Raw genomic sequence first — 24,448 nt, forward strand, 5'->3', positions numbered from 1 at the left:
CTTATTCTTTAACTTTTTTAATATCACATTCGAATAATAAAAAAGCCTCAGAGTTTCTGAGACTTTTATTTTTTTATCCTCCAATCATTTTCTTGATCGCATTCAGCTTCATTAAAGCTTCAATCGGAGTCAATGTATTGATATCTATTTTTGTGAGCTCTTCACGGATATTCTCCAGAACAGGATCATCGAGCTGGAAGAATGAAAGCTGCATATTTTCTTCGGTTACCCTCTTAATACTTTCTGAGGAACTTCCTCCCTGCGTACGGCTTGCTTCCAGTGTTTTCAATATTTCATTGGCTCTGTTGACCACTTTTGAAGGCATTCCCGCCAGTTTTGCCACATGAATACCAAAGCTATGCTCACTTCCCCCCGGAATTAATTTTCTTAAAAAGATGATATTTCCTTTATTTTCCTGAATAGAAACGTGGAAATTTTTCACCCTTTCAAAATTCACGGTCATTTCATTCAACTCATGGTAGTGTGTAGCAAATAAGGTTTTAGCCTGAGTCGGATGCTGGTGAAGATATTCTGCAATAGCCCATGCAATGGAAACTCCATCATAGGTAGAAGTTCCACGTCCTATTTCATCTAATAAAATCAAACTTCGATCGGAAATATTATTTAGAATATTGGCGGCTTCATTCATTTCAACCATAAAAGTAGATTCACCTGCGGAAATATTATCGCTGGCGCCTACTCTTGTGAATATTTTATCCAAAACTCCGATTTCAGCATGTTTTGCGGGTACAAAACTTCCAATTTGAGCTAAAAGACAAACAATAGCCGTCTGGCGCAGAATCGCCGATTTACCCGCCATGTTCGGTCCTGTCACCATGATAATTTGTTGAGAATCTTTATCTAAAAAGATATCATTCGGAATATATTTTTCTCCTAAAGGGAGTGCATTTTCAATAATAGGATGTCTTGCTTCTTTTAAATCAATCGAAAAGGTTTCTGTTAATACAGGTTTTGTATAACTTTCTGAAACCGCCAGTTCCGATAATCCTACGGCCACATCCAGCTGGGCAATGATATTGGAATTTTCCTGAATCTGATCTATATAAATCATCGTTTCAGCACAAACTTTTCTGTATAATTCATATTCCAAAACAGAGATCTTTTCCTCCGCTCCCAGAATCTGACTTTCATATTCTTTAAGCTCTTCGGTGATATATCGTTCTGCATTTACCAAAGTTTGCTTTCTCAGCCAATCACCCGGAACTTTATCTTTATGGGTATTCCGAACTTCAATATAATACCCGAAAACATTGTTGAAATCAATTTTAAGGCTTGTAATTCCTGTCCTTTCAATTTCTCTCTGACACATTTCGTCCAGAAAACCACGTCCTTTAGACTGAAGACCTCTTAATCTGTCAAGCTCTTCAGAAATATTTTCTTTAATAACATTTCCCTTTGCAAGGCTCACCGGAAGCTCTTCGTTCAAATGATTTTGAAGGGTGTCAATCAGTCCTTTCTGGTCATATAACGGGTCAAGCCAGGCTAAAACATCAGCAAACGGATGCAATAAGGCTTTGATTTTATGAATATTAATTAAACTCTGACGTAAATATCCCAGTTCTTTTGGCGAAATTTTCTCAGCCGCCAGTTTTCCCATTAACCGGTCTAAATCTGAAATAGATTTTAGAAGTTGGGAAATCTCGTATTTTAAATGGTCATTCTCGTTTAAGAAATCAATTAATGACAGTCTTCTTCCAATTTCACTCACAGACTTTAAAGGAAGAATAATCCTTCTTCTCAGCAGTCTTCCTCCCATCGGTGTGGAAGTTTTATCAATGATATCCAGTAAAGACTTCCCTTTTGGATGGCTTGGATACACTATTTCCAGATTTCTCAATGTGAAATGATCCATCATCAGAAAGTCTTCCTGAGGAATAATCTGAATTTTGGTAATATGAGCCAGTAAATTATGGTGGGTATCTTCAACAAGATACGCGAAAATAGCACCTGCAGCCGTAATGGCCAATGGTAAGCTTTCAACACCAAAACCTTTCAGTGAATTGGTTTTAAACTGGTTTGTCAGCTTTTCGTAAGCAAAATTATACTGATAAGCCCAGTCTTCAAGTTTGAAAGCGTTTTTATTTTTAAGCTGCTCCGGCATCTGCACACTTCTCTGATAAATAATTTCGCTCGGATCAAACGTATTGACAATATGAAGAAGTTTTTCAAGATTTCCCTCACTTACCAGAAACTCACCGGTAGAGACATCTACCAGAGCAATTCCGTATTTTTCTTTTTCTTTATGCAGAGAAAGTAAAAAATTGTTCTTTTTTGAGGTTAAAACCTGATCATTGAATGTAACGCCCGGCGTAACAAGCTCTGTTACTCCACGCTTCACAATTCCTTTGACCATTTTGGGATCTTCCAGCTGATCACAAATTGCAACACGAAGCCCGGCTCTCACCAGCTTTGGCAAATACGAATCTACCGAATGGTGAGGAAATCCAGCCAGCTCAATATGGCCGTCACCATTAGCTCGCTTGGTCAAGACAATACCTAAAATCTGGGAAGTTCTAACGGCATCCTGCCCGAAAGTCTCATAAAAGTCCCCTACCCTGAATAATAAAAGCGCATCCGGATATTTTGCTTTTATCGTATTGTACTGCGTCATTAACGGGGTTTCTTTCTTCGCTTTTGCCATTAAAATATATCTTTAAAAAATTAGGGATGGTAAAAATATGAAATAAATATAAAGATTAAAAAATACACACAGTTTAAAAAAACTATTTTTAAAAAGCCGTGTAAAGCGTAAATACTATAATTATTTCAACTTCTCAGATTGAGAAAACACCTTAAGATATATTTAAATAGAAACCACTTTTTATACTTAAATTTTTAACAAAATTTAAAATTTACTATCAATCCTAATATTTATTTTTGCAGTCTTAACACAAACAAATGAAAAAAAAAATCTGGATACTGGCCTCTGCAGTATTTCTTACATCATGCTCACAGGAAAGCATCGATGAAACAAAGCTTTTGATACAAAATGGAAAAAGCTCTCCCACTTTATACCTAACTCTTGAACTAGAAGACAGAAAAACGTATGATAAAACATTGTGGCTGAATAAGGACCGTGATAATGGTATCGAACTCCTTTACAAGCCCGACATAAGAAAATACACGTATCTGGGATCACCTATAAAAAAAATACATCTTGGAAAAAAGAATTATATCCTGTTCAAAGAAGATAACATTGTATACGCCGCCGGCACCGGACAGATAGAGTCTGTTTTAATACGAAATTACAACACTTCTACATGGGGACTTTCTAACACTACAGATTTTAATGGAATTGATGGAGGTGGACCAATATTTATTGAAACCTTCAGAGATATGAACCAAAAAAAGATTATCAAAATACGTCCCTATAACTAATTTATAAAAGCAAAGAAACTTAAAATTTTCTTTGCTTTTATTTAAATATGAAATAGTTAAAGTTTATTAAGCACTTTTGAACTTCTTTTATAAGCCCATTTTTGTTTATAGTCTACCCATTTTGCCTTAAAAATTTTTCGCATCAGCTTATCTGTATAACGCATGATAAAAACATGATACAGCATATTGGCAAAAACATTCGGTTTATTCGGAAGTGCACGAAGTGACATTGAAAAACCCGGCTCTAAATAACGGTTGAAATGCCAGAAAGCTCCCGGAATAAAAAGCGCATCACCATGTTCCATAAAGATTTCAAAACCTTTGGCATGTTTCAAAGCCGGAAATTTTTCATAATCCGGATTTTCATAATCCACCTCATACATCGTATGAACAGAAAGCGGTACCTTATATAAAAAGGGAGACTGCTTTTGATCAAACAATAAAATCCTCTTTTTTCCTTCAAAATGGATGTGAAGAAAATCGCCCAGATCTACATCATAATGCATCAGAACATGAGCTTCATTTCCACCAAAGAATAAGGTAGGAAGCCTTTTAAAAAACTTCATTCCCAAATCCGGATATGTAAAATTCTTTAGCAGTTCAGGAAGCTTATCTGTGATTATATAAAAGAAAATACGAAGGTCTGAAGGCTTATTTTTGATTGTATCGATATAATCTTTCATTTTCATGTGGGTCACCGGAGCATCTGTACTCTTGGATGCATCCGCTGGTTTATTATCATACAGCGGAACGTTCTGCTCTCCTGCCTTTTCACGGATAAAATCAAAATTCCATTTGTCGAAAGCTTCCCAACGGCTCGCAAAATTTTTGATTAAAAGAGGTTTATGTTTCTTGAAATAATTTTTCTGAAAATCTTCTTTACTAATATCTGTTACAACATCTACGTTTTCGAGGATCATTTTGGTGTGGTATTTAATGCGAAATAAAAATAGTGTTTTTTTGAAATTCAGGAAAATATTGGGATTAATTTTAAAGATTCTATCCCGTCAGGGTAAAACGAAAATTTTATCTTTGTAAGACTAACTTCATTTATGAGAGCCTACAATACCAAACATTTCCTTAAAATCCTTTTCAGTTTACATAAAAGTGATACCCTGAAGATCCTCTTTCCGAGCATGGTTCTCATCGGACTGTATTCCTGGGGAATTCAATATCTGGAAGTGGAATATCTGCATCTTACTTCAAAATCCGGAATCAGTAATGTGGGAATGATTCATTCTTTACTTGGGTTTGTTTTATCTTTATTACTGGTTTTCAGAACTAATACTGCGTACGACAGATGGTGGGAAGGTCGAAAGCTATGGGGAAAATTGGTCAATGACACCCGAAATTTTGCCATAAAAATCAATAATATTCTGATTGATGACCGACAGGATGCCGAACAGATTGCACGATATTTAAAGTTTTTTCCTCACTTTCTGGCCAAGCATCTTTCAAAAGAATCCACACGTCTGGCTTTGGATGAAGACTATTCTGAAATTGAAAAATCTTTGAAAAATCACGGTCCCAGTGAAATTATTATCCTGCTCACCCATAAACTGAACCAACTTAAAAAAGAAGGGAAAATTTCAGAAGTTGAAATCCTTTATCTGGACACCCAGATTTCCGGTTTTCTGGAAGTTTGCGGAGGCTGTGAACGAATTAAAAACACACCGATTCCCTATTCTTATTCTTCATTTATTAAGAAATTCATTATTCTTTATGTTTTTGCCTTACCCATCGCTTATGTCATTACGATCGGGCTTTTTATGATTCCGCTGACCGTTTTTGTATATTACGTACTCATGAGTCTGGAATTGATTGCTGAAGAAATTGAAGATCCTTTTAACAACGATGAGAATGACATCCCAATGGAGGCTTTGGCTCAGAATATTGAGAAAAATGTTCATCAGATTATGCTGAAAAAATAAAATCAACCTTTTACAGATTGATTTCTTTAAGTTCGCCGTCTTGTTTTATTTCTACAAATTTGCTTTCCCGGTTTCCCGCGGAATAGCCGTAGAAAAACGTCTGGTATATTGGAGTAGAGTATAAATACCCTCCGTAAGCGTTATAAGCATCAGACTGCCCTGTTTTCTGCTGATAACTTGCTGTTGCTGTAAAATTAACGATTGTTTCCAGATAGTATTTTCCGGGTTTCAGCTTTTCAAATTTGAATCTTCCGCGGTCATCTGTCAATGCCTCAATTCTGTATTTAAAAGCTTCTTCAGACATATAAACGGTCGTTTTTTTATTCTCATACTTCTTCCTCATACTGTAAAACTCTTCAAAATAAGGCGTTACAGGAAAAAGCATCACCACCGTTCCTTTTTTAGCATAATGCTTTTCAGCCAGTAAAGGCTTGATTCCCCAATTGTTTTTCTGTTTTGTGGAAGCAACTCCCTCAATGGTAGAATTTCCGAAACCAATCATTTGCTGGGCCTGTTTTTTATCAAAGAAAGCTTGTGGATAGTAAGTATTCTGCGCTTTTGCAAAAGTAAAAGCCGACGCCATAGTGATCAGAACGAGTGCATTTTTCATAGCTTATATTTTAACCAAATATAGGTATTTTGTAAAACAGAATAAATACCCATATTTGGGGATTAAAATGTTAAAAAATTATTTGTATAAATCGATATCAGATTACATTTTACATCATTAAATCTAATTTTAAACAAAATAACAACTATGAAATTTCCACTTTTAATCGCCGTTTTTTCTTTTTCGATAATCACGGCACAAAAGCCGTGCGGCTTTAAAGACGGCTTACAGGAAGGAAGCTGCAAACAGTTTTTTGACAACGGACAGGTAAAAGAAATTGCCGAATGGAAAAAAGGAAAACTGGAAGGTGATGCTACTTTTTATTTTGAAAACGGAAAAATACAGGCCAAAGGCGAGTACAAAAAAGATTATAAAGTAAAAGAATGGCAATATTTTGATAAAAACGGAGTTTTAACTTCAAAAGAAGTTTTCAGAAACGGAGAAAAAAACATTTACGACAATAGCCTTACAGCAACTTTTTATAATTCTTCGGGTGTAATTACTGAGATTTCAAATTTTAAATTTGGTAAATTGCATGGCGAAAGTAAACTTTTCTATGAAAACGGAAAATCTGTAAAACAAATCGGAAATTACGACAACGGATTGGCTACAGGAAAATGGAAAATGCTTTACCCGTCAGGAAAAATCCAAAGGGAAACAGAATTCGTAAATGATAAATGGAACGGAACCAGAGTTCATTACCGCGAAGACGGAAGCATTGAGAAAACAGAAGTTTACAAAGACGGAAAATTAATCTCAACAAAATAAAACATTGGTACACAAATTAAAACTGGAAGAACTCAACAGAATAGACGTAGAAACTTTTAAAGCTGTTGAAAAAATCCCTTTAATCGTAGTTTTAGACAATATAAGAAGCATGCACAACGTGGGTGCCACATTCAGGACGGCCGATGCTTTTCTGGTTCAGAAGATCATTCTTTGCGGAATTACACCCCAGCCTCCTCACCGTGAAATTCATAAAGCGGCTTTAGGAGCTACAGAAAGCGTAGACTGGAGTCATGAAAGTGATATTAATATGACCATTACTGATTTAAAGAGTCAGGGATTTGAAATTATCGGAATCGAACAGACTTCAAACAGTCAGATGATTACAGATTTTACGGTTGACAAATCTAAAAAATATGCTGTAATTTTAGGGAATGAAGTAGAAGGAATCAGCGATGAAGCATTACCAAACATTGATTCTTTTTTAGAAATTCCACAACTGGGAACAAAACATTCTTTAAATGTAAGTGTATGCGGAGGAATCGTAATGTGGGAGTTTGCAAAAGCCCTAAAATAAAAAAACTGCATATGTCTAATAGACAGTGCAGTTTGAAATAAATCTAATAAAAAGTAAAAATGAAAGGCGACAAAGATACTTTTTTTTTAAACACAAACAAATTTTGGAGCCCATTTTTTCTTTTTTAAGAAAAAAAACTTTAATATTACAAATCGGATTCGTTTAATTTTTTATAAATTAGCACAATGTTTATCAAGGACTATATCTCAAAAGATTTCCCGTGTTTTAGCTTGACTGACTCGATAGAATCAGCAAGAAACATGTTAGAGGACTTTGGATATTCCCATGTTTTCATCAAAAAATCCCATCATTTTTACGGAGCACTTGCACAGGATTTCCTTTATGAAGAAGAAGGAACCCTGAAAGATCTGGAACGCCAGATTGAGCGGTTCGCCATTGCCGAAGACAGCAATATCATGGATAGCATTCGCTTGTTTCATACATTCAATGCCAACGTGATTCCTGTTATCAATAAGGCTGAAAAATACCTGGGATACATAAGCTGTGAAGATATTTTCCAGGACCTTTCAAAATATCCCCTATTTTCGGAATCAGGAGCCATTCTCACGGTGGAAGTTCCTTCCAGAAAATACTCAATGACGGAGATTGCGAATATTGTGGAAAGCAATAATTCTAAATTTTACGGTGCATTTATCAGTTTCATGTCCGATGAGGTGATTCATGTGACGATAAAGATCAGCAACGAAAACCTGAGTTCTATTGATGAAACATTTGACCGATACGATTATAGAATTGTACAGAAGTATTACTCTGATGAGAAATCAGATCTGTTTCAGGACAGGTTCGGTTTTTTTCAAAAATTCATAGAAATATAAAAACTAATGAAGGCAGCCATATATTCTCAGAAAAAAGATCTAGACACTTTTTTATATTTAAGCAAATTTGTTTCAGAGCTTGAAAACAGAGGCGTAAAATCTGTTTTATATGATGAAATGGCTGAAGCACTTCAGTTTTCAAAAATTTTCGAAACCTTTAATAACAAACAGGATCTTCTGGATAAAGAAGTTGATCTTTTCTTCACCTTCGGAGGAGACGGAACGATTGTCAACTCTTTAACCTTTATTGAAGATCTGGAGATCCCTATCGTTGGTGTCAATACCGGAAGATTAGGATTTTTGGCAAGTTTCACCAAAGAAGAAGCCTTCAAAGAGTTGGATTCTATCTTAAAAGGAGATGTAAAAACGAGCCGCCGTTCTGTCATTCAGGTAGTATCGCCACCGCTGGAAGATTTTTTCCCATACGCTTTAAACGATGTTACCGTTTCGAGAAAAGAAACAACATCAATGGTAACGGTAGATTCTTATATCAATGACGAATTTTTAAATGTGTTCTGGGGAGACGGTGTTATCGTTTCTACCCCGACAGGTTCCACTGCTTACTCGTTAAGCTGTGGCGGACCGATCATTTCTCCGAATAACGAAAACTTTGTCATCACTCCTATCGCTCCTCACAATCTGAATGTAAGACCTCTGGTTGTGAATGACCGCGTTGAAATTAAATTTAAAGTGGAGAGCAGGGTTTCACAATACTCTCTTTCTCTGGACTCACGATTGATACACATAGAAACAGATAAAGAAATTATCATCAGAAAAGCCAGTTTCCAGATTCTTCTGGTACAGCCCAATAATCTGAGCTTCTATGAGACCATCCGCCAGAAGCTACTTTGGGGAAGGGACAAAAGAAATTAACAATATCCTAAAAATTATTACCTTTACAGGAATTTTAAAAACACCCTAATAATTTATATTAAAAAGTAAAACATGAGCAGAATTTTCCCGGCAGGAGTTGCCACAGGTCAATTAGTTACTGATATTTTTCAGCACGCTAAAGAAAATAAGTTTGCATTACCAGCAGTAAACGTAATTGGTTCAAGCAACATCAATGCGGTTATGGAAACTGCAGCAAAACTAAACTCACCTGTTATTATTCAGTTCTCTAATGGTGGAGCTGCTTACAACGCAGGAAAAGGATTAAGCAATGACGGACAAAAAGCTGCTATCTTAGGAGCAATTGCCGGAGCAAAACATATTCACACCCTTGCAGAAGCTTACGGAGCTACTGTAATTCTTCACACAGATCACGCTGCAAAAAAATTATTGCCTTGGATCGACGGATTACTGGATGCCAGCGAAGAGCACTTCAAGCAGACAGGAAAAACTCTTTATTCTTCTCACATGCTGGATCTTTCTGAAGAATCTTTAGAAGAAAACTTAGAGATTTCAGCTCAATACTTCGAGAGAATGGCTAAAATGCAGATGACATTAGAGGTTGAGATCGGAGTTACAGGAGGTGAAGAAGATGGTGTTGACAATTCAGATGTTGATAATTCTAAATTATATACTCAACCGGAAGACATCGCTTATACTTACGAAAAACTGAAAGCTATTTCTGACAACTTTACCGTTGCTGCAGCTTTTGGAAACGTACACGGTGTATACAAGCCAGGAAACGTAGTTCTTACTCCAAAAATTCTTGACAATTCTCAGAAATATGTTCAGGAGAAATTCGGAACTGGTGAAAAACCTGTTAACTTCGTATTCCACGGAGGTTCTGGATCTACTGTAGAAGAAATCAGAGAAGCGATCGACTATGGTGTGATTAAAATGAACATTGATACTGACCTTCAGTTTGCTTACACAGAAGGAATCAGAGATTATATGGTTAACAATATCGATTATTTAAGAACTCAAATCGGAAACCCTGAAGGAGAAGAGAAACCAAACAAGAAATTCTACGACCCAAGAGGTTGGATGAGAAAAGGTGAGGAAACTTTCTCTGCAAGACTGGTAAAAGCGTTTGAAGATTTAAATAACGTAAATACACTTAAATAAATTATAAATTTTAGATTATAGATTTTTAAATCACTACAAACTAATGATTTAAATAAAAACAGGCTTGCTTGCTTTTGAAATTTATAATCTAAAATTCAAAATCTAAAATTTTATACATGGCATTCGAGTGGTTTAAAAGACAGGCAAAAAACATAACAACCTCTACTGATGAAAAAAAGGATGTTCCCAAAGGTCTTTGGCATCAGACTCCGTCAGGAAAAGTAGTTGAGCATGAAGAACTTAAAAGAAACAACTATGTTTCTCCTGAAGACGGATTTCATGTGAGAATAGGAAGTGCAGAATTTTTTGATATCCTTTTTGATGAAGGTAAATTTACTGAACTGGATGCTAATGTTGAAAGTATAGATATCCTTACTTTCAAAGACACAAAGGCTTACGCTGACCGTTTGAAAGAAGTAAAGGCAAAAACAAAATTAACTGATTCTATCAGAAACGCTGTAGGAACTGTAAACGGAACTAAAATGGTTGTTTCTTGTATGGATTTCGCTTTTATCGGAGGATCTTTAGGTTCTGTAATGGGTGAAAAAATCAGAAGAGCAATTGATTACTGTATCGAAAACAAGCTTCCTTATATGATTATTTGTCAGTCCGGAGGTGCAAGAATGCAGGAAGCTACTTATTCTTTGATGCAGCTGGCAAAAGTACAGGCAAAATTGGCTCAGCTTTCAGAAGCGGGACTTTTATACATCGCTTATCTTTGTGATCCTACATTTGGAGGAATTACAGCTTCTTTTGCAATGACAGCAGATATCATCATGGCTGAACCAAAAGCATTGATCGGTTTTGCGGGACCAAGAGTTATCCGCGAGACAATCGGTAGAGATTTACCGGAAGGTTTCCAGACCTCAGAATTCTTACAGGAAAAAGGATTCGTAGATTTCATCGTGAAAAGAACTGAAATTAAGGAAACTGTATCTAAAACAGTAAATTTATTGGCAGTACATGCTTAATATTTGTAACAAATACAATACAATCTCTCTCTAATTGGGGAGAGATTTTTATTTATGAGGACTTTCAAAATATTTTTCAATACCATCAGAAGTATGAACTTTAAAAAGATAATGCGTCTTTTATCTCTTGTACTTCCCCATCCTATATTTTCTTTATTAAGTTTTCATGCGACAGTTCAGGCTTTCACCATCGCACAGAAAAAATTTCCGAAAACAGCGTCCAACAACGGTATCGGGAATGCTTTCAGACATGCATTATGGTGCTGTTTCATTTCGATGTATTGTTCTAAGGTTTCCTCCCCTGAAAAAGCGCTGGATTTCTGTAAAAAAATCACCGATATGCACGAGGAACTGTTTCCCAACAAGCCTTTAGAGACTAAAATGGATCTTCATAACAATAAATTCGGAATGGATTATTTTAAAGAATTATTACCTGGAATCCACCGCCAGTTTTTTGAAAAAAGTTTCTTCATTGATGGTTTAGAGAAAAAAATGAAAGACGCCAAAGTGCTGAAAAACCTGGACGATGATTTTGACGGATTTTTAGTTTACCTAAATGAATAAAATTATGAGTGCTTCGACTATGCTCAGCATGACACCGCTTAAAAATTACCGCTTAAAAGCGTTTGGTATTAGACATGTCATGCTAAGCTCGTCGAAGCATCTCCATATATATTTCTAAAAAATCAATTGGCCTTACAAAGAATATTTCTCACTTTTCCTTTTAATTTATTATCTTTTCTAAAATTTTTAATTTAATCAGATGGTTCTCAGCAGAATTTGGTCGGCTTTTATTATCATAGCTATTGCCATTGCAAGTATAAAATACGTTTCATCAAGCCATTACAAAACCATTTTCAATGATATGGTAGTAGGAAAAGGCGGTGATACTGTGCAGATTGCAACCCAGAATATCAACATGCTCTCCCCTGTTGTCCGAGACAGCTTGATGAAAAAACCTGATTTTGCAGACAGCAGAATTCACTATAAAACCGATTCTTTACGACAGGATGTAAAAGTTTACCGTGTTCAGGAAGCTGACGGCGTCATCGGAACTTCGGAAACAGCCGTAAAAATATGCCTTGGCCTAATAGGAATCATGACCTTGTTCATGGGGTTCATGAGTATTGCTGAAAAAGCAGGTGGAATCAACCTTTTAAGTCGATTAATTCAACCTTTTTTCTCAAAATTATTTCCCGATATTCCTAAAAACCATCCCGCTTTTGGACATATGCTGATGAATTTCAGTGCCAATCTTTTAGGCTTGGACAATGCTGCAACACCTTTTGGACTAAAAGCTATGGAAAGCCTTCAGACTTTAAATCCGAATAAAGACACCGCCAGTAATTCGCAGATTATGTTTCTGTGCCTTCATGCCGGAGGGATGACATTAATTCCGGTTTCAATTATTGCAATTCGGGCTTCAATGGGATCAAAAACACCGACAGATATTTTTCTCCCGTGTATGATCGCCACTTTTGCAGCGACTTTAGCAGCGATGATTATCGTCTCTTTATATCAGAAAATCAATTTATTAAGACCTGTTGTCATTGCTTATGTGGGAGGGATTTCTGCCGTGATCGCTTTACTGGTTTTATATTTAACTAAATTAAGCAAAGATGAGCTCGATGATTTCAGCAAAGTTTTAAGCAATGGGTTGATTCTTTTTATATTCTTAGCGATCGTTCTTGGCGCCGTTTACAAAAAGATCAATGTTTTTGACGCTTTTATTGAAGGAGCCAAAGAAGGTTTTACGACTTGTGTGAAGATTATTCCTTATTTAGTAGGAATGTTGATTGCAATCTCTTTGTTGAGAACTTCAGGCGTTTTTGATGTTATTATTGACGGAATGAAATGGGTAGCAAACGTTGCTCAATTTGATCCAAGATTCGTTGATGGACTTCCAACGGCTTTAATTAAGCCATTATCCGGTTCCGGAGCTCGTGGAATGATGGTTGATACAATGTCAACTTTTGGAGCAGATAGTTTTCAGGGGAAATTGGCAGCTGTTCTTCAGGGAAGCTCAGACACTACGTTTTATGTGATTGCAGTATATTTTGGAGCTGTAGCTGTGAAGAATACAAGATATACGGTAATCGCCATGCTTTTGGCAGATTTGGTAGGTGTTATTACTTCGATTGCGCTGGCTTATTTGTTTTTTGCATAAAAGTTACTAGTTGTTGGTTGCTTGTTAATTGTTCTAACAGCAAAACACATATGAGCTATACAAAACTTGACATTTACAACACTTCGTTTTCTAATTTATTCACAAGGAAGTTGTGATGAAACCGTCTGTCATTTATCAAAATTATCAAGACTTTATCCTGAACTAAATTCAGATTTTGAAAATAAAGCACAACAATACAAACTTTTAGGAGGAAAAATAAATAACTTTATAAAATATGTTCAACTCAACTGGCGCACATAAACAAGCAACCAGAAACGAACAACAAGCAAAAAATTATGATCACAGATAAAGAATTCACATTAAGATTAATACGTCAGTTAACTCAAGCATTAGAAAAACTGATTTTAGACAAACCCGAAGAAAGTTTAATGCAGAAAGAATTGGATTTCGATACATTGATGAAGGATATTTTTAAATTTGATTTTACCACACTTTCATCGAAATCAAAAGAAGAGATCATCGAAATCGTTAACGAAAGACAGGAAAGAGATCACAAAGATTATTACGAAATGCTGGGAAATCTTTTCTATTTCAACGGAAAAGTAACTCAAAATAATGACTTTTTAGACAAAGCAAAAACGTTCTATGAATTGTACCTTCAAACCAGCGGAATATTTGCACTACCTGTCATCAACAGAATTTCAGAAATAAAAAAAGCACTTGAATAAAGTGCTTTTGTATTTTTAGAATGTAATTTTATAAGTTCCTGTGGAAGATGTATTGGCTTTTTCAGCTTTTACATACTTCTTAACCCATGCCACTGCATTTGAACTGATACAGGGGTCTGAAGTTCCCCCCGAACGCCTGGCAGACACCACATTTCCGGCTTTGTCTACCGTGTAGGCTACGGTAATCGTTCCGCTTGCAGTACAGCTATTGTTGGGCTGTGCTCCGCCTCTTCCCATCGTTCCCGGGATATATGCGATTAATTTTCGGTCGATTCCCACTTTACTGTCTCCATTTCCGTCACCACCTAAAGGATCGCCTGCATTTCCTGTTCCTTTTCCATCCCCTTGATTTCCGGGATTTTTCCCCCTTCCGGCAAGTAGATTTCCAATAGCAGCATTCCCTTTTCCGTCGCCGTTGCCGGCTTTAGAATTTCCTGTTGCAGCACCGGATTTCTTAGTATTTTTAGTTGCTGAAGTACTCGTAGCAGCCTTTTTATCTGTTTTCTTAGCTTCCTCTTTCTTAGGAGCTGTTACCTTAGAGTTATTTCCCGTGATAATCTTCTCTTTCGCTTCCGTTTTTTTCGGTTCAGGAATGGGTTCAGGTTTTATGACGGTTTTTGTTTCCGGAACAGCTGCTTCTACAGGTTCAGGAGCAACTTCCTCTGTTGCGGCAGCTAAACTTCCCGGCTGTTCGGCCGGTTCTTCAATACCTTCCCCATTTCTGTTGTCCCCGAAATTAACAAGCATTGTCGTTACCACTTCAGGTTCCTGTTCGATTTCCGGCTTCAGTTTATAGATAAAAACAAAAAGCAGGATGGCAGACCAAATCAGGATGGAAAGCAATGCACTTTTGATCCTGTCTCTGTTTTCCTCTTCTTTGTTTACAATATGGCTTCTCATCTTAAAATGATCTTTACCGGAAGTTCCGGAGCTGCTATTTATCTTTAATCGTTGCAATGGCGATATTAAATTTATGTTTTTCTGCTATTTCCATCACAAAAACAACATCTTTATGCATTGTATTTTCATCCGCACGTATTGTGAAAGACTTATTGGTCTGATTGGTCAGTTTATCGACAATAATTTGCTCCAGCTGTACTCTGTCAACAGGATTATCATCCACAAAATATGTTCCGTCCGGCTTAATACTTACCGTTAACGGATTCGGAATATTATCGTCAACAGCTCCTGCTTTTGGCAATTTCACATCAATTGCACTTTGATTGGCAGCTGATGATGTGATCATGAAAAAGATCAGCATCAGCAAGATAACGTCTGTCATCGCCGCCAAACTGAACTCAGGATTTGCTTTATTTCTTCTTTGAATTTTCATATCGAAGATTTATAAAGGTTTGTTGATAAGGTCTAAAAATTCACCAGACATATTCTGAGCTTTCAGGACAAACTTATCTATTCTCGTCAAAAGAATATTATAGAAAAAATTAGCCGGAATTGCTACTGCAAGACCTACAGCCGTTTGACCTAGAGCCGTATAAATACCTTCTGACAATGTTTTAGGAGAGAAAGAACCACTCGCATGAGACAAATTAAAGAATGCAATAATCATCCCGATAACCGTTCCTAAAAGTCCTAACATCGGAGCGATACTTGGCACTACAGCCAAAAGGTTCAGGTTTTTCTCCATATTGGCAACTTCTACCTGAGCCTGAGATTCCATAGCGCTTACGATATCAGATACCGGACGTCCCAGTCTTGAAATTCCCTTTTCAAGGATTCTGCCCTCGGGAGAGTTTTGTCTTTTACAATAATCGGCTGCGGATTCTATTTTCCCTTCTTTAATAAAGTCTTCAATATTATCCATAAAATTGGAGTCTGTTTTTGAGGTTAATCTTTTAATAAAGAAAAACCGTTCAAAAAACAGGTATACAGAAAATACACCCAGCGCCAACACGGTTACCATCACTATTTTAGCGAAAGCTCCTCCGTGGAACATGATCTTCCAAAATGAAAATTCTAAATCTTCTGCAGCCACTGCAGGGGTAGCAACCTGTGCAAATAAAATCTGAGTAAGTTCCGTTAACAGCATTAATGTGTATTTTTATAAAAGTTTTAACGACAAATGTAGTGGAATATTATCAATTGATATCTTAAAAATTGCTTAAAAACAACTTAAAAATTTGTTATTATGCATAAACAGCAAATTTCTTTCCAAAAAGAATTCTGAAAAGAAATTTGATATAAAAAGTGATGGTGAAGATTAATCCTAATCTTCGTCTACCACAATATCATCTTGTTTAAATTCGCATTTTAACCTGAATGGAATCGGTGTATCCGATCCCGTGTAGAAATCATCAATGGTTCCCTTCCAGATTACCTGAAGCTCTCCTTCTTCATTTTTTTCGAAGAGAAGCTCATTATCATAAATAAAAGCTTCCTCATCATCAAAAAGATCCACCTCTGTATAAGTCTCCTCATCGGAATCATTAATGGTAATTGATTTTCCTTCAATCTCACCCGAATCTATAGGGAAATCGAAAACTTCAAAAGAAAGTTGCGGAAAATTGTATTGTAGTGAATCATCATCTACATGATCCAAACCGTCATCCGTTATGATTTCAACCTCAAGAAGGTGTTGCTGGTTGCTGTAAACTGCCTTACAATAAGTATTTCTAATATTGTACTTTAGCGTTTCGTCCGGATGGTAAATTTTTAAAATCCCTTTCATTATTTCTTAAAAAAGAACTGTAATAATATGATTGTTAAACGTTTTCAGCAAAGATAAAAAATAGATTGAAAGTGAAAAATATTTTGAATGTTATTTTTTCAATCAATTTCATAAGACAATTCAGCTTATTCTAAATATTACTTACTTTTGTTACTCTAAAGATTCTGATAATGAAAAACATTTTATCGAAAAGTTTTATCGCTGCAAGCTTAGCAATAAGCTTAATTTCCTGCAAAAAATCTGATTCACCTTTAACGAAAGTAACACCCAGTAATTTGGACTCTATCGCGTCTAACTATTACGAACAGTATCTTAAAATGTATCCTCTGGAAGCTACTTCTCAAGGTGATACAAGATATAATGACCAATTACCTATCAATATTGATAAAGATTTTATTTCAGGGGAGATCGCTTTTTACAACTCGGTTCAGAAACAGCTTGGAAATGTAGATTATAAAAGTCTGTCAGACGATGATAAAGTCGTGTATGATGTTTTGGATTACACCTTAAAAGACAGAATCGAAGTGTATGCCTATCATCCTGAATATATTCCGTTTACTCAGTTTGGAGGACTGCCCTTAACTTTTCCGCTGTATGGAAGTGGTGAAGGAAGCCAGCCCTTTAAAACAGAAAAAGACTACAGCGACTGGTTCAAAAGAATGGAAAAATTTCCTGACTGGATGAATGCTGCCACTGAAAATTTTCGCGATGGAATCAATAATAAAATTGTTTTGCCCAAAAAGCTGGTCGTGAAAATAATTCCTCAGATGAGAGCTGAAGAAATCACATCATCCGATATGGATAAAAATATCTTCTACGGTCCTATCAGAAAATTTCCTAAAAATTTCACACAGGCTCAAAAAGATAAATTCTCAAGGCTTTACAAAGATGTTATTACTCAAAAAGTAATTCCTGCTTATTCCAAAATGGGAGATTTTTTAGAAAAAGAATACTTACCAAAAGCAAGAGATACAGACGGATACAACAGTCTGCCTAATGGAAAAGAGATTTATCAGTATTATACTAAAAGCTGGACAACCACTAATCTTTCTCCGGATGAAATTAATAAAACTGGTATTCAGCAGGTGGCCATGCTGCGTGCTGAAATGGAAAAAGTAAAACAACAGGTTGGCTTTACCGGAACACTTGAAGAGTTCATCAATTTTATAAAAACCGATCCGAAAGCAATGCCTTATAAAACGTCAAAAGAAGTTTTAGCAGGATTTAACGGAATTTTAGCGAAGATCAGTCCGAAGCTTAAAACCATGTTCAGCGTAACTCCAAAAACAAAGTTTGAAATCAGACAAACTGAAAAATTCAGAGAAGCAAGTGCCAGTGCAGAATATATTCAGGGAACTCCTGATGGGAAAAGGCCAGGAATTTTCTACGTTCCCCTTCCTGACCCCTCAAAGTTTAATGTAACCTCCGGCATGGAATCTTTATTCCTACATGAAGCAATTCCCGGGCATCATTATCAGGTTTCGCTTCAACAGGAAAACACAAAGCTTCCGAAGTTTATGAGATTTGGCTGGTTCGGAGCTTATGGTGAAGGCTGGGCTCATTACTGTGAGACATTAGGTCCGGAATTCGGATTGTATACCGATCCTTATCAGAAAATGGGTTATCTAAGTGACCAGATGCTGAGAGCTGTGAGACTGGTAGTAGACACCGGTCTGCATACCGGAAAAATGAGCAGAGAAGAAGCCATCAAATATTTTTTAAGCAATATTTCTTATGATGAAGCAGGAGCAACTGCCGAGGTGGAAAGATATATGGCAATGCCCGGACAGGCTTTAGGATATAAAATCGGTTCTTTGAGAATCCGTGAGCTGAGAGAAAAGTACCAAAAAGAACTTGGAAGCAAGTTTAATCTGGCGAGCTTCCATGACGAAGTTTTAAGTCAGGGATGCCTTCCGTTGAATGTATTAAACAGAAAAATGGAGCTTTGGGCGAAGAAGCAGAAATAATTTTAAACAGTAAAACTTTATGAGATCCTTCGACTTGGCTCAGGATGACAATGCTAATACTAAGTGCAGAATAAATTCCTTAATGAAGTCGGATGATCTTTACTTTAAATAAAAAATACAACGAAAAAATGTTTACAGTAGAACAAATCGAAACTGCCCACGATAAAGTAAAAACGGGTGCAGATTTTCCAAATTATATTCAGGAAATTAAGCAAATGGGTGTAAAATCTTTTGAAACCTGGGTAAAAGACAGTCATACTGAATATTTTGGTGAAAATGATTTTAAAACAACCTCAGAGTCTCAATATGAAGATTTGATCATTGCTGATAATTCTGATAAAGAAAAGTTTGCCCAGCAACTTAAAAGTCATCAAAAAGGAGAAACAGATTACATGAAATTTTGCAAGGATTGCGCAGAAACAGGCATTGAAAAATGGTTTGTTGATTTGAATAAATTCACCTGTACTTATTATGACAAATTAGGAAACGAAATTTTAGAGGAAGAAATTCCACATTAAATATTGAAGTCACAAATTAATTTTTGTGGCTTTTTTATTAGTTTTATACTTTAAATTAAACCATGATAAAAACGCTTCATTTCATTATAATTTTCGTTTTGGGATTGAGTTTTTTAAGCTGTAAATCAGAAAGCAAGAAAATCGAACAGTTTGAAAAAATCACGGTTGATGAAAATTTAAGCAAAAGTGATTCGTTTAAAATTTTTTCAAAATATCCAGAACTCAAATTATTTAATAGTGAAAAAGTTGAAAGCCCAACAAAGACTGCTTATATCGTGCAGGAAGATAGATTTTATACAAATTTTTATTCTCAGGAAAAAACATATAGGTTTTATCAATTCTATGATTATAAATGTAAAGCGGAATACAAAGGAGATACCATCAATATTTGGCTTAACAATTACAACGGATATTTTGGAAACGGTATTTTAGTAAAGATTTTTAATGGTCAATTTTTAATTAAAGATATTAACCCGAAAACATTAAAGAATGAAGTTAAATTTATTGAAACTCACTCTAATTCTCAAAAATTGGTTCTCAATAAAGCTAATTTTCAAAAAAATGACAGCATTTATGGGTTTATAGATTATAGCACAAATCTGGATTCATTAGTCACAAAAAACTTTAGAGGATATTTTAAAACAAAAATTAAATAGAAAAAATGATAACAGAAAGTCTAAAATTGCTTTTTACGAGAGATTTAAATAAGTTAAAATTAGAAATTGAGTCTTATCAGAATGAAGAAAATTTGTGGAAAATTGATAAAAATATTTTAAATTCTGCAGGAAACCTGGCTCTTCATTTGGTTGGAAATATTAGTCATTTTGTAGGTGCAATTCTTGGAAATTCAGGGTATGTCAGAAATCGTGAACTTGAATTTTCATTAAAAAATATCCCCAGAACAGAGTTGATTCAGCAGATTGAAGTAACATTGGAAAGTGTAATTTTAACTTTTGATAAATTATCTGCAGAAGATATGGAAAAGGAATATCCTCTTGAGCCTTTGGGATATACAATGACCACAGAATATTTTCTGATTCATCTGATTGGACACTTAAATTATCATTTGGGGCAGATCAATTACCACAGGAGGTTGTTGGATGTTAAATAGTCTCTAACTTCATTTCTTTATTGACCACCCCGTCAAAAATTCTTTGAATTTTCGCCACCCCTCCATTGGAGGGGAATTTTGCGACTGTTTATTGAGATAGTTTATTTTTCAAACAACATTTTTGTAATAAAATCTTTCTCTCCCTTTCCTCTCGCCGGAGAATATTCTCTCCCATAAAATATAATCTGCAAATGAAGCTTATTCCACACATCTTCTTTCCAAAGGTTCTTTGCGTCTTTTTCAGTTTCCACAACATTTTTTCCTGAAGTAAGCTTCCACTGTATCATCAGTCTGTGAATGTGTGTATCAACAGGGAAAGCAGGAAATCCGAACCCCTGGCTCATTACGACAGAAGCTGTTTTATGACCGACTCCGGGTAAGGCTTCTAATTCCTCATAAGTTTGGGGAACTATTCCATTGTGCCTTTCAAGTAAAAGCTCAGCCATTCTTTTCAGATTTTTGGCCTTGGTATTGGATAATCCTATTTCTTTAATCAGTTCTTTTATCTGAAATTCCTCCAACTTTGCCATCCTTTGAGGTGTTCCTGCCACAGCAAAAAGCTCAGGGGTAACCTGATTTACTTTTTTATCTGTTGTTTGTGCAGACAATGCTACAGCTACCATTAATGTATAGGCATCGGTGTGATCCAAAGGAATAGGTACTTCCGGATATAATTTTTCTAATTCTATTTGAACGAGCTCAGCTCTTTGCTTTTTTGTCATGTAACCACTAAATTTGAACAAAATTAATTTATTATGCTGAAAGTCGGTGACAAATTACCAGAATTTGAAGGAATCAATCAAGATGGAGAGCCCATAGATTCGTCAAAATTATTAGGAAAAAAACTTATTATTTTCTTTTATCCTCAGGCGAGCACCCCTACATGTACGGTAGAAGCCTGTAATTTGAGCGACAACTATTCTCAACTGGAAAAAGCAGGATTCCAGTTATTGGGAGTAAGCGGAGACAGTATGAAAAAGCAGAAAAACTTTCACAGTAAGTTTGCATTTCCATATGATCTGATTGCAGATGAAAACCGTGATATCATTGAAAAATTCGGGGTCTGGAAGGAGAAAAAAACCTTTGGAAAAACTTATATGGGAATTGTAAGAACAACGTTTATTTTCAATGAAAAAGGAATCTGTGAAAGAGTTATTGAAAAGGTGACTTCAAAAACGGCTGCTGCACAGATTTTGGAAGGTTAATCCAGTTTCATTCCCTATTTTTCATTCAGTATTTAATGAAAAATAGGTTTTTAATATCCATTTGTTATGCTGAAAACATCTTTCATATAAGTATAGATCCTTTCAGCATGGCAAACTCGGTTATTTTATTTCAGACTTTCCTTTCAGAATACTGAAAAACGTAAAACTATTCAGTTTCGTAATACATCAATTCTTCATCTTCATTAGGAAGAGTGACATATTTCTGAAATTTAAGCCCTAATTTTTCAATGAGCTTTTGAGAAGAAAAATTATTTTTTGAGGTGATCGCAGAAATCTTTGATAATCCAAAATCATCCATACCGATTGATTTTACTTTTGAAGCAGCTTCATAAGCATATCCCTTACCTTCAAACTCATCGAGAAAAGAAAAACCTATGTCTACAATATCCAAACCTTCCCGTTCGAATATTCCTACTCCTCCAATCTTTTCGTTCTGATCTTTTGTCAGGATCAGATAGTTCCCAAATCCCAGTCTTTCAAATTGAGGCAGAAACTTATTCCTGATATAGTTTTCAGCATCAGCAACGGTATTAATACCCCGATTACCAATAAATTCTATAAATTTGGGTCTGTTGTAAAGGTCAAAAATAAATTCTCTGTCCTCCAATGACATTGGACGAATGATCAATCTTTCAGTTTCGTAAAACTTATCTGCGTTTAGTGGATTTTTTAGGCTCATCTTTGGGTTCTTCTTTTTTTTCAAGTTTTAAAAGCCTTGGATTGTTGGTGCATTTTTTATTGTAAAGCTCAATATAGGTCCCATTATCCTTTACATCTGTTACATTTCCTGAAGATTTGCTTACCGTTAATGTATAATGTGTTTTTTGATAAGGGCACTCCGTGGAAGTCAGTTTTCCAAGTTCCAAATAATAATTGGATTTATCTTCGTAATAATTTCCGGCCATGTCTTTAAACTCTTCATCTACAAAATATCCTTCTATCGTTGCATCAATAGCAGCCTCTTCTACATTATCAATCTTTCCCATAAATGTTTTAAGGCTTGGCAGATCCAGCACATAATTTATCTTTCCTGCCTGAGAATAAGCGATATAATAAAAGCTGTCTTCACTTGGGAACAGGTCAAATCCTGAAAATTGAGGGGTATAACTCTTTTTACCTCCTGAAGTTCTTATTTCTTTATCTTTTCCGTAAGAATTATACACCAAAACCCAAAAATCTACCTTACTGTTGGGTTCTATTCTTTGCAGAATATTCGGAATACTCGAAAATTTCATTTTCTCCTGGGAGAATAAAAACATACTTAAAAGCATGAAAAAAAGCACCGAAAATTTAAATTTTGAATTTTTCATAGTTCAGAATTAGCAGAAAGTGTACCGTTTATTACATGAACTTTTCTCCTTTTTTGAAATTTTTAAGATCTAATACATAATCTTTTATCAGCTGATCATGCTCTCTCGGGCAAATAAGAAGGACCTTATCCGTATCTACCACAATATAATCTTTAAGTCCATCGATCACTACCATTTTATTATTGGTTTTAATATGAACGATATTTCCTTCTGAATTGTATGTTAAAAGATATTTTTGATTGATCGCATTTTGATTTTCATCCTTTTCTGTATTTTCATAAACAGAAGTCCAGGTTCCAAGATCGCTCCACCCCAGATCTGCCGGAATTACATACACATTTTTGGCTTTTTCAAGAATGCCGTTGTCAATTGATATCTTCTGAACTTTAGGATAAATAATTTCTATACAGCTGTTTTCGCTTTCAGAATTGTATTCACAGGACATAAACTGCTGTGTCATCTCCGGAAGATGCATTTCAAAAGCATGCTTTATCGATTTCACATTCCAGATAAAAATCCCTGCGTTCCAGATAAAATCCCCACTTTCAAGAAAATTCTGAGCAAGTTCCAGAATAGGTTTTTCCGTAAATGTTTTTACTTTAAAATAATCGGATCCTTTCTTTTCTACAAACTGAATATATCCGTAACCGGTATCCGGTCTTGTAGGCGTAATTCCTAATGTAACTAAATAATCGTGCTTTGATGCCAGATCAAAAGCGATCTCTGCCTTTTGCAGAAAAATATCCTCTTTCAGAATAAGATGATCTGCAGGAAGAACAATCATGGTAGCATCTGGGTCTATTTCCGCAATTTTATTGGCCATATAGAGATTACAGGCAGCTGTATTCTTTACCATCGGTTCTCCCACTACATTTTCCTCAGGAATTTCAGGAAGCTGTTGATGAGAAAGCGTAACATACTCTTTATTAGTAATTACAAATATATTCTCATTAGGAATTATTTTACTAATTCTATCATAGGTCTGTTGTATCATTGTACGTCCTGTCCCTAAAATATCCTGAAATTGTTTTGGAAATTTTTGCGTACTCATGGGCCAGAATCTGCTACCGATTCCTCCAGCCATAATCACACAGTATTTATCTGATTTTGACATGTTTAACTACATTTTTCTACCCTCGCCAATGGTTTGAAAGAATACTTCCTTCCTGTAGCCAGGTTCTTACAAAGATAGTTTTTTTTAATCAGACCCTCTAATAAATACTTTTCATTTCGATAGATAAAGAAATCTCCTTTCTGAAGAGTTTCAATAAACTGAAGGGTATCATCTTGTTTTTCAATATGAAAATATTTAACCAAATCCGGGCTGGCCATAAAATTAGCCTTTGGTGATTTCGAAAATCTTACGATGATGGGTCTAAGCTTTTCATCATAAACACTGAGACTTTCCAGCAGCATTTCTCTGAATGTCAGTTTCCATTCGTTTCCATGGGGAGAAATTCTTCTGCCATACTTTTCAAAAGCAATCAAATGAGCAAGCTCATGGGTAAGCACGAAGAAAAAAAGCTCCGGTACAAGCGTCGAATTTATGGTAATTTCGTGAGACTTATCCTGAAGTTTCCGATAATCTCCTAATTTGGAATTCCTGTTTCTCGTAATCTTTATATGAATATAATGATCAGCAAACCAGAGTTTTAAATATTGTAATGTATTGGGTGGTAAATATTTTTCTAACGATTGAATTGACATT

At 35.5% G+C, this 24,448-nt stretch carries 29 protein-coding genes; 17 read left to right on the top strand and 12 right to left on the bottom strand.

What is annotated here, in order from left to right; translation table 11 throughout:
* Positions 1–73 precede the first annotated feature (73 nt).
* Positions 74–2,662: a DNA mismatch repair protein MutS gene (mutS, locus tag M2373_RS07500; protein ID WP_259109135.1), complete on the bottom strand. Its 2,589-nt coding sequence runs from the start codon at positions 2,660–2,662 to the stop codon at positions 74–76.
* A 257-nt stretch (positions 2,663–2,919) separates the two neighbouring features.
* Here mutS and M2373_RS07505 point away from each other — a divergent pair, with 257 nt between their 5' ends.
* Positions 2,920–3,399: a hypothetical protein gene (locus tag M2373_RS07505; RefSeq protein WP_259109136.1), complete on the top strand. Its 480-nt coding sequence runs from the start codon at positions 2,920–2,922 to the stop codon at positions 3,397–3,399.
* A 56-nt stretch (positions 3,400–3,455) separates the two neighbouring features.
* Here M2373_RS07505 and M2373_RS07510 read toward each other — a convergent pair whose 3' ends face one another.
* Entirely contained in the window at positions 3,456–4,319 is an 864-nt protein-coding gene (locus tag M2373_RS07510) for a cupin-like domain-containing protein (RefSeq protein ID WP_259109138.1), read from the bottom strand.
* A 132-nt stretch (positions 4,320–4,451) separates the two neighbouring features.
* Here M2373_RS07510 and M2373_RS07515 point away from each other — a divergent pair, with 132 nt between their 5' ends.
* Entirely contained in the window at positions 4,452–5,330 is an 879-nt protein-coding gene (locus M2373_RS07515) for a bestrophin family protein (protein WP_259109140.1), read from the top strand.
* Positions 5,331–5,340: 10 nt separating this feature from the next.
* Here M2373_RS07515 and M2373_RS07520 read toward each other — a convergent pair whose 3' ends face one another.
* On the bottom strand, positions 5,341–5,940 hold the full coding sequence (locus tag M2373_RS07520) for a hypothetical protein (RefSeq protein WP_259109142.1): 600 nt from the start codon (positions 5,938–5,940) through the stop codon (positions 5,341–5,343).
* A 147-nt stretch (positions 5,941–6,087) separates the two neighbouring features.
* Here M2373_RS07520 and M2373_RS07525 point away from each other — a divergent pair, with 147 nt between their 5' ends.
* The 10 genes from M2373_RS07525 (at position 6,088) to M2373_RS07565 (ending at position 13,922) form a co-directional block, all read left to right on the top strand.
* Positions 6,088–6,708: a toxin-antitoxin system YwqK family antitoxin gene (locus M2373_RS07525; RefSeq protein WP_259109143.1), complete on the top strand. Its 621-nt coding sequence runs from the start codon at positions 6,088–6,090 to the stop codon at positions 6,706–6,708.
* Between the two features lie 4 nt (positions 6,709–6,712).
* Positions 6,713–7,243 carry an RNA methyltransferase gene (locus tag M2373_RS07530; protein ID WP_259109144.1) on the top strand — a complete coding sequence of 177 codons (531 nt, stop codon included), beginning with the start codon at positions 6,713–6,715 and terminating at the stop codon, positions 7,241–7,243.
* Positions 7,244–7,503: 260 nt separating this feature from the next.
* Entirely contained in the window at positions 7,504–8,079 is a 576-nt protein-coding gene (locus tag M2373_RS07535) for a CBS domain-containing protein (protein ID WP_259109145.1), read from the top strand.
* Between the two features lie 6 nt (positions 8,080–8,085).
* Positions 8,086–8,952, top strand: a complete 867-nt coding sequence (locus M2373_RS07540; RefSeq protein ID WP_259109146.1) for an NAD kinase — start codon at positions 8,086–8,088, stop codon at positions 8,950–8,952.
* A gap of 72 nt (positions 8,953–9,024) precedes the next feature.
* The gene (gene fbaA, locus M2373_RS07545; RefSeq protein ID WP_259109147.1) at positions 9,025–10,095 is read left to right on the top strand and encodes a class II fructose-bisphosphate aldolase; all 1,071 of its coding nucleotides are present in this window, start codon (positions 9,025–9,027) and stop codon (positions 10,093–10,095) included.
* A gap of 116 nt (positions 10,096–10,211) precedes the next feature.
* The gene (accD, locus tag M2373_RS07550) at positions 10,212–11,066 is read left to right on the top strand and encodes an acetyl-CoA carboxylase, carboxyltransferase subunit beta (RefSeq protein WP_259109148.1); all 855 of its coding nucleotides are present in this window, start codon (positions 10,212–10,214) and stop codon (positions 11,064–11,066) included.
* 54 nt (positions 11,067–11,120) lie between these two features.
* Complete coding sequence (locus tag M2373_RS07555) at positions 11,121–11,630, top strand: DUF6973 domain-containing protein (RefSeq protein WP_259109150.1); 510 nt, start codon at positions 11,121–11,123, stop codon at positions 11,628–11,630.
* A 199-nt stretch (positions 11,631–11,829) separates the two neighbouring features.
* The gene (locus M2373_RS07560) at positions 11,830–13,233 is read left to right on the top strand and encodes a nucleoside recognition domain-containing protein (RefSeq protein ID WP_259109152.1); all 1,404 of its coding nucleotides are present in this window, start codon (positions 11,830–11,832) and stop codon (positions 13,231–13,233) included.
* 66 nt (positions 13,234–13,299) lie between these two features.
* Positions 13,300–13,494: a four helix bundle protein gene (locus tag M2373_RS22575; RefSeq protein ID WP_409013193.1), complete on the top strand. Its 195-nt coding sequence runs from the start codon at positions 13,300–13,302 to the stop codon at positions 13,492–13,494.
* Between the two features lie 35 nt (positions 13,495–13,529).
* The gene (locus tag M2373_RS07565; protein WP_259109154.1) at positions 13,530–13,922 is read left to right on the top strand and encodes a hypothetical protein; all 393 of its coding nucleotides are present in this window, start codon (positions 13,530–13,532) and stop codon (positions 13,920–13,922) included.
* Between the two features lie 15 nt (positions 13,923–13,937).
* On the opposite strand, the gene M2373_RS07570 is transcribed toward M2373_RS07565, so the two are convergent.
* From M2373_RS07570 to M2373_RS07585, 4 genes are all read right to left on the bottom strand, one after another.
* Complete coding sequence (locus M2373_RS07570; protein ID WP_259109772.1) at positions 13,938–14,822, bottom strand: ferric siderophore ABC transporter substrate-binding protein; 885 nt, start codon at positions 14,820–14,822, stop codon at positions 13,938–13,940.
* Between the two features lie 34 nt (positions 14,823–14,856).
* Positions 14,857–15,255 carry a biopolymer transporter ExbD gene (locus M2373_RS07575; RefSeq protein ID WP_259109156.1) on the bottom strand — a complete coding sequence of 133 codons (399 nt, stop codon included), beginning with the start codon at positions 15,253–15,255 and terminating at the stop codon, positions 14,857–14,859.
* 9 nt (positions 15,256–15,264) lie between these two features.
* Positions 15,265–15,969 carry a MotA/TolQ/ExbB proton channel family protein gene (locus tag M2373_RS07580; protein WP_259109158.1) on the bottom strand — a complete coding sequence of 235 codons (705 nt, stop codon included), beginning with the start codon at positions 15,967–15,969 and terminating at the stop codon, positions 15,265–15,267.
* 177 nt (positions 15,970–16,146) lie between these two features.
* Positions 16,147–16,608 carry a hypothetical protein gene (locus M2373_RS07585; RefSeq protein WP_259109160.1) on the bottom strand — a complete coding sequence of 154 codons (462 nt, stop codon included), beginning with the start codon at positions 16,606–16,608 and terminating at the stop codon, positions 16,147–16,149.
* 170 nt (positions 16,609–16,778) lie between these two features.
* Here M2373_RS07585 and M2373_RS07590 point away from each other — a divergent pair, with 170 nt between their 5' ends.
* The 4 genes from M2373_RS07590 (at position 16,779) to M2373_RS07605 (ending at position 20,204) form a co-directional block, all read left to right on the top strand.
* Positions 16,779–18,575: a DUF885 family protein gene (locus M2373_RS07590; RefSeq protein WP_259109162.1), complete on the top strand. Its 1,797-nt coding sequence runs from the start codon at positions 16,779–16,781 to the stop codon at positions 18,573–18,575.
* 128 nt (positions 18,576–18,703) lie between these two features.
* Entirely contained in the window at positions 18,704–19,093 is a 390-nt protein-coding gene (locus tag M2373_RS07595) for a DUF1398 domain-containing protein (protein ID WP_259109164.1), read from the top strand.
* Positions 19,094–19,197: 104 nt separating this feature from the next.
* On the top strand, positions 19,198–19,749 hold the full coding sequence (locus M2373_RS07600) for a hypothetical protein (RefSeq protein ID WP_259109166.1): 552 nt from the start codon (positions 19,198–19,200) through the stop codon (positions 19,747–19,749).
* A gap of 5 nt (positions 19,750–19,754) precedes the next feature.
* Positions 19,755–20,204, top strand: coding sequence for a DinB family protein (locus M2373_RS07605; protein ID WP_259109168.1), 450 nt, complete (start codon positions 19,755–19,757; stop codon positions 20,202–20,204).
* Between the two features lie 101 nt (positions 20,205–20,305).
* On the opposite strand, the gene nth is transcribed toward M2373_RS07605, so the two are convergent.
* On the bottom strand, positions 20,306–20,926 hold the full coding sequence (gene nth, locus M2373_RS07610; protein WP_259109170.1) for an endonuclease III: 621 nt from the start codon (positions 20,924–20,926) through the stop codon (positions 20,306–20,308).
* A gap of 33 nt (positions 20,927–20,959) precedes the next feature.
* Here nth and bcp point away from each other — a divergent pair, with 33 nt between their 5' ends.
* On the top strand, positions 20,960–21,409 hold the full coding sequence (bcp, locus tag M2373_RS07615; RefSeq protein WP_259109172.1) for a thioredoxin-dependent thiol peroxidase: 450 nt from the start codon (positions 20,960–20,962) through the stop codon (positions 21,407–21,409).
* Positions 21,410–21,575: 166 nt separating this feature from the next.
* Here bcp and M2373_RS07620 read toward each other — a convergent pair whose 3' ends face one another.
* The 4 genes from M2373_RS07620 to M2373_RS07635 are packed head-to-tail and all read right to left on the bottom strand — an operon-like array spanning position 21,576 to position 24,447.
* Complete coding sequence (locus tag M2373_RS07620) at positions 21,576–22,109, bottom strand: GNAT family N-acetyltransferase (protein WP_259109174.1); 534 nt, start codon at positions 22,107–22,109, stop codon at positions 21,576–21,578.
* The gene (locus M2373_RS07625; protein ID WP_259109176.1) at positions 22,078–22,740 is read right to left on the bottom strand and encodes a hypothetical protein; all 663 of its coding nucleotides are present in this window, start codon (positions 22,738–22,740) and stop codon (positions 22,078–22,080) included. Before M2373_RS07625 ends, M2373_RS07620 begins: the two co-directional genes overlap by 32 nt.
* A 31-nt stretch (positions 22,741–22,771) precedes the next feature.
* Entirely contained in the window at positions 22,772–23,854 is a 1,083-nt protein-coding gene (locus tag M2373_RS07630) for a mannose-1-phosphate guanylyltransferase (RefSeq protein WP_259109178.1), read from the bottom strand.
* A 2-nt stretch (positions 23,855–23,856) separates the two neighbouring features.
* Positions 23,857–24,447, bottom strand: coding sequence for a SprT-like domain-containing protein (locus M2373_RS07635; RefSeq protein ID WP_259109179.1), 591 nt, complete (start codon positions 24,445–24,447; stop codon positions 23,857–23,859).
* Position 24,448: the final 1 nt, after the last annotated feature.

Origin of the sequence: Chryseobacterium sp. JUb7, from assembly GCF_024806495.1 — a bacterium.
Lineage (GTDB): Bacteria > Bacteroidota > Bacteroidia > Flavobacteriales > Weeksellaceae > Chryseobacterium.

Bases quoted from the DNA above. Each gene is read 5' to 3' on its own strand.
- mutS (WP_259109135.1), bottom strand. From the start codon at position 2,662: ATGGCAAAAGCGAAGAAAGAAACCCCGTTAATGACGCAGTACAATACG.
- M2373_RS07505 (WP_259109136.1), top strand. From the start codon at position 2,920: ATGAAAAAAAAAATCTGGATACTGGCCTCTGCAGTATTTCTTACATCA.
- M2373_RS07635 (WP_259109179.1), bottom strand. From the start codon at position 24,447: ATGTCAATTCAATCGTTAGAAAAATATTTACCACCCAATACATTACAA.
- M2373_RS07510 (WP_259109138.1), bottom strand. From the start codon at position 4,319: ATGATCCTCGAAAACGTAGATGTTGTAACAGATATTAGTAAAGAAGAT.
- M2373_RS07515 (WP_259109140.1), top strand. From the start codon at position 4,452: ATGAGAGCCTACAATACCAAACATTTCCTTAAAATCCTTTTCAGTTTA.
- M2373_RS07625 (WP_259109176.1), bottom strand. From the start codon at position 22,740: ATGAAAAATTCAAAATTTAAATTTTCGGTGCTTTTTTTCATGCTTTTA.
- M2373_RS07605 (WP_259109168.1), top strand. From the start codon at position 19,755: ATGATAACAGAAAGTCTAAAATTGCTTTTTACGAGAGATTTAAATAAG.
- nth (WP_259109170.1), bottom strand. From the start codon at position 20,926: ATGACAAAAAAGCAAAGAGCTGAGCTCGTTCAAATAGAATTAGAAAAA.
- M2373_RS07595 (WP_259109164.1), top strand. From the start codon at position 18,704: ATGTTTACAGTAGAACAAATCGAAACTGCCCACGATAAAGTAAAAACG.
- M2373_RS07590 (WP_259109162.1), top strand. From the start codon at position 16,779: ATGAAAAACATTTTATCGAAAAGTTTTATCGCTGCAAGCTTAGCAATA.
- M2373_RS07630 (WP_259109178.1), bottom strand. From the start codon at position 23,854: ATGTCAAAATCAGATAAATACTGTGTGATTATGGCTGGAGGAATCGGT.
- M2373_RS07585 (WP_259109160.1), bottom strand. From the start codon at position 16,608: ATGAAAGGGATTTTAAAAATTTACCATCCGGACGAAACGCTAAAGTAC.
- M2373_RS07540 (WP_259109146.1), top strand. From the start codon at position 8,086: ATGAAGGCAGCCATATATTCTCAGAAAAAAGATCTAGACACTTTTTTA.
- M2373_RS07575 (WP_259109156.1), bottom strand. From the start codon at position 15,255: ATGAAAATTCAAAGAAGAAATAAAGCAAATCCTGAGTTCAGTTTGGCG.
- M2373_RS07520 (WP_259109142.1), bottom strand. From the start codon at position 5,940: ATGAAAAATGCACTCGTTCTGATCACTATGGCGTCGGCTTTTACTTTT.
- M2373_RS07580 (WP_259109158.1), bottom strand. From the start codon at position 15,969: ATGCTGTTAACGGAACTTACTCAGATTTTATTTGCACAGGTTGCTACC.
- M2373_RS07535 (WP_259109145.1), top strand. From the start codon at position 7,504: ATGTTAGAGGACTTTGGATATTCCCATGTTTTCATCAAAAAATCCCAT.
- fbaA (WP_259109147.1), top strand. From the start codon at position 9,025: ATGAGCAGAATTTTCCCGGCAGGAGTTGCCACAGGTCAATTAGTTACT.
- M2373_RS07570 (WP_259109772.1), bottom strand. From the start codon at position 14,822: ATGAGAAGCCATATTGTAAACAAAGAAGAGGAAAACAGAGACAGGATC.
- M2373_RS07620 (WP_259109174.1), bottom strand. From the start codon at position 22,109: ATGAGCCTAAAAAATCCACTAAACGCAGATAAGTTTTACGAAACTGAA.
- accD (WP_259109148.1), top strand. From the start codon at position 10,212: ATGGCATTCGAGTGGTTTAAAAGACAGGCAAAAAACATAACAACCTCT.
- M2373_RS07560 (WP_259109152.1), top strand. From the start codon at position 11,830: ATGGTTCTCAGCAGAATTTGGTCGGCTTTTATTATCATAGCTATTGCC.
- M2373_RS07525 (WP_259109143.1), top strand. From the start codon at position 6,088: ATGAAATTTCCACTTTTAATCGCCGTTTTTTCTTTTTCGATAATCACG.
- M2373_RS07555 (WP_259109150.1), top strand. From the start codon at position 11,121: ATGAGGACTTTCAAAATATTTTTCAATACCATCAGAAGTATGAACTTT.
- M2373_RS07565 (WP_259109154.1), top strand. From the start codon at position 13,530: ATGATCACAGATAAAGAATTCACATTAAGATTAATACGTCAGTTAACT.
- bcp (WP_259109172.1), top strand. From the start codon at position 20,960: ATGCTGAAAGTCGGTGACAAATTACCAGAATTTGAAGGAATCAATCAA.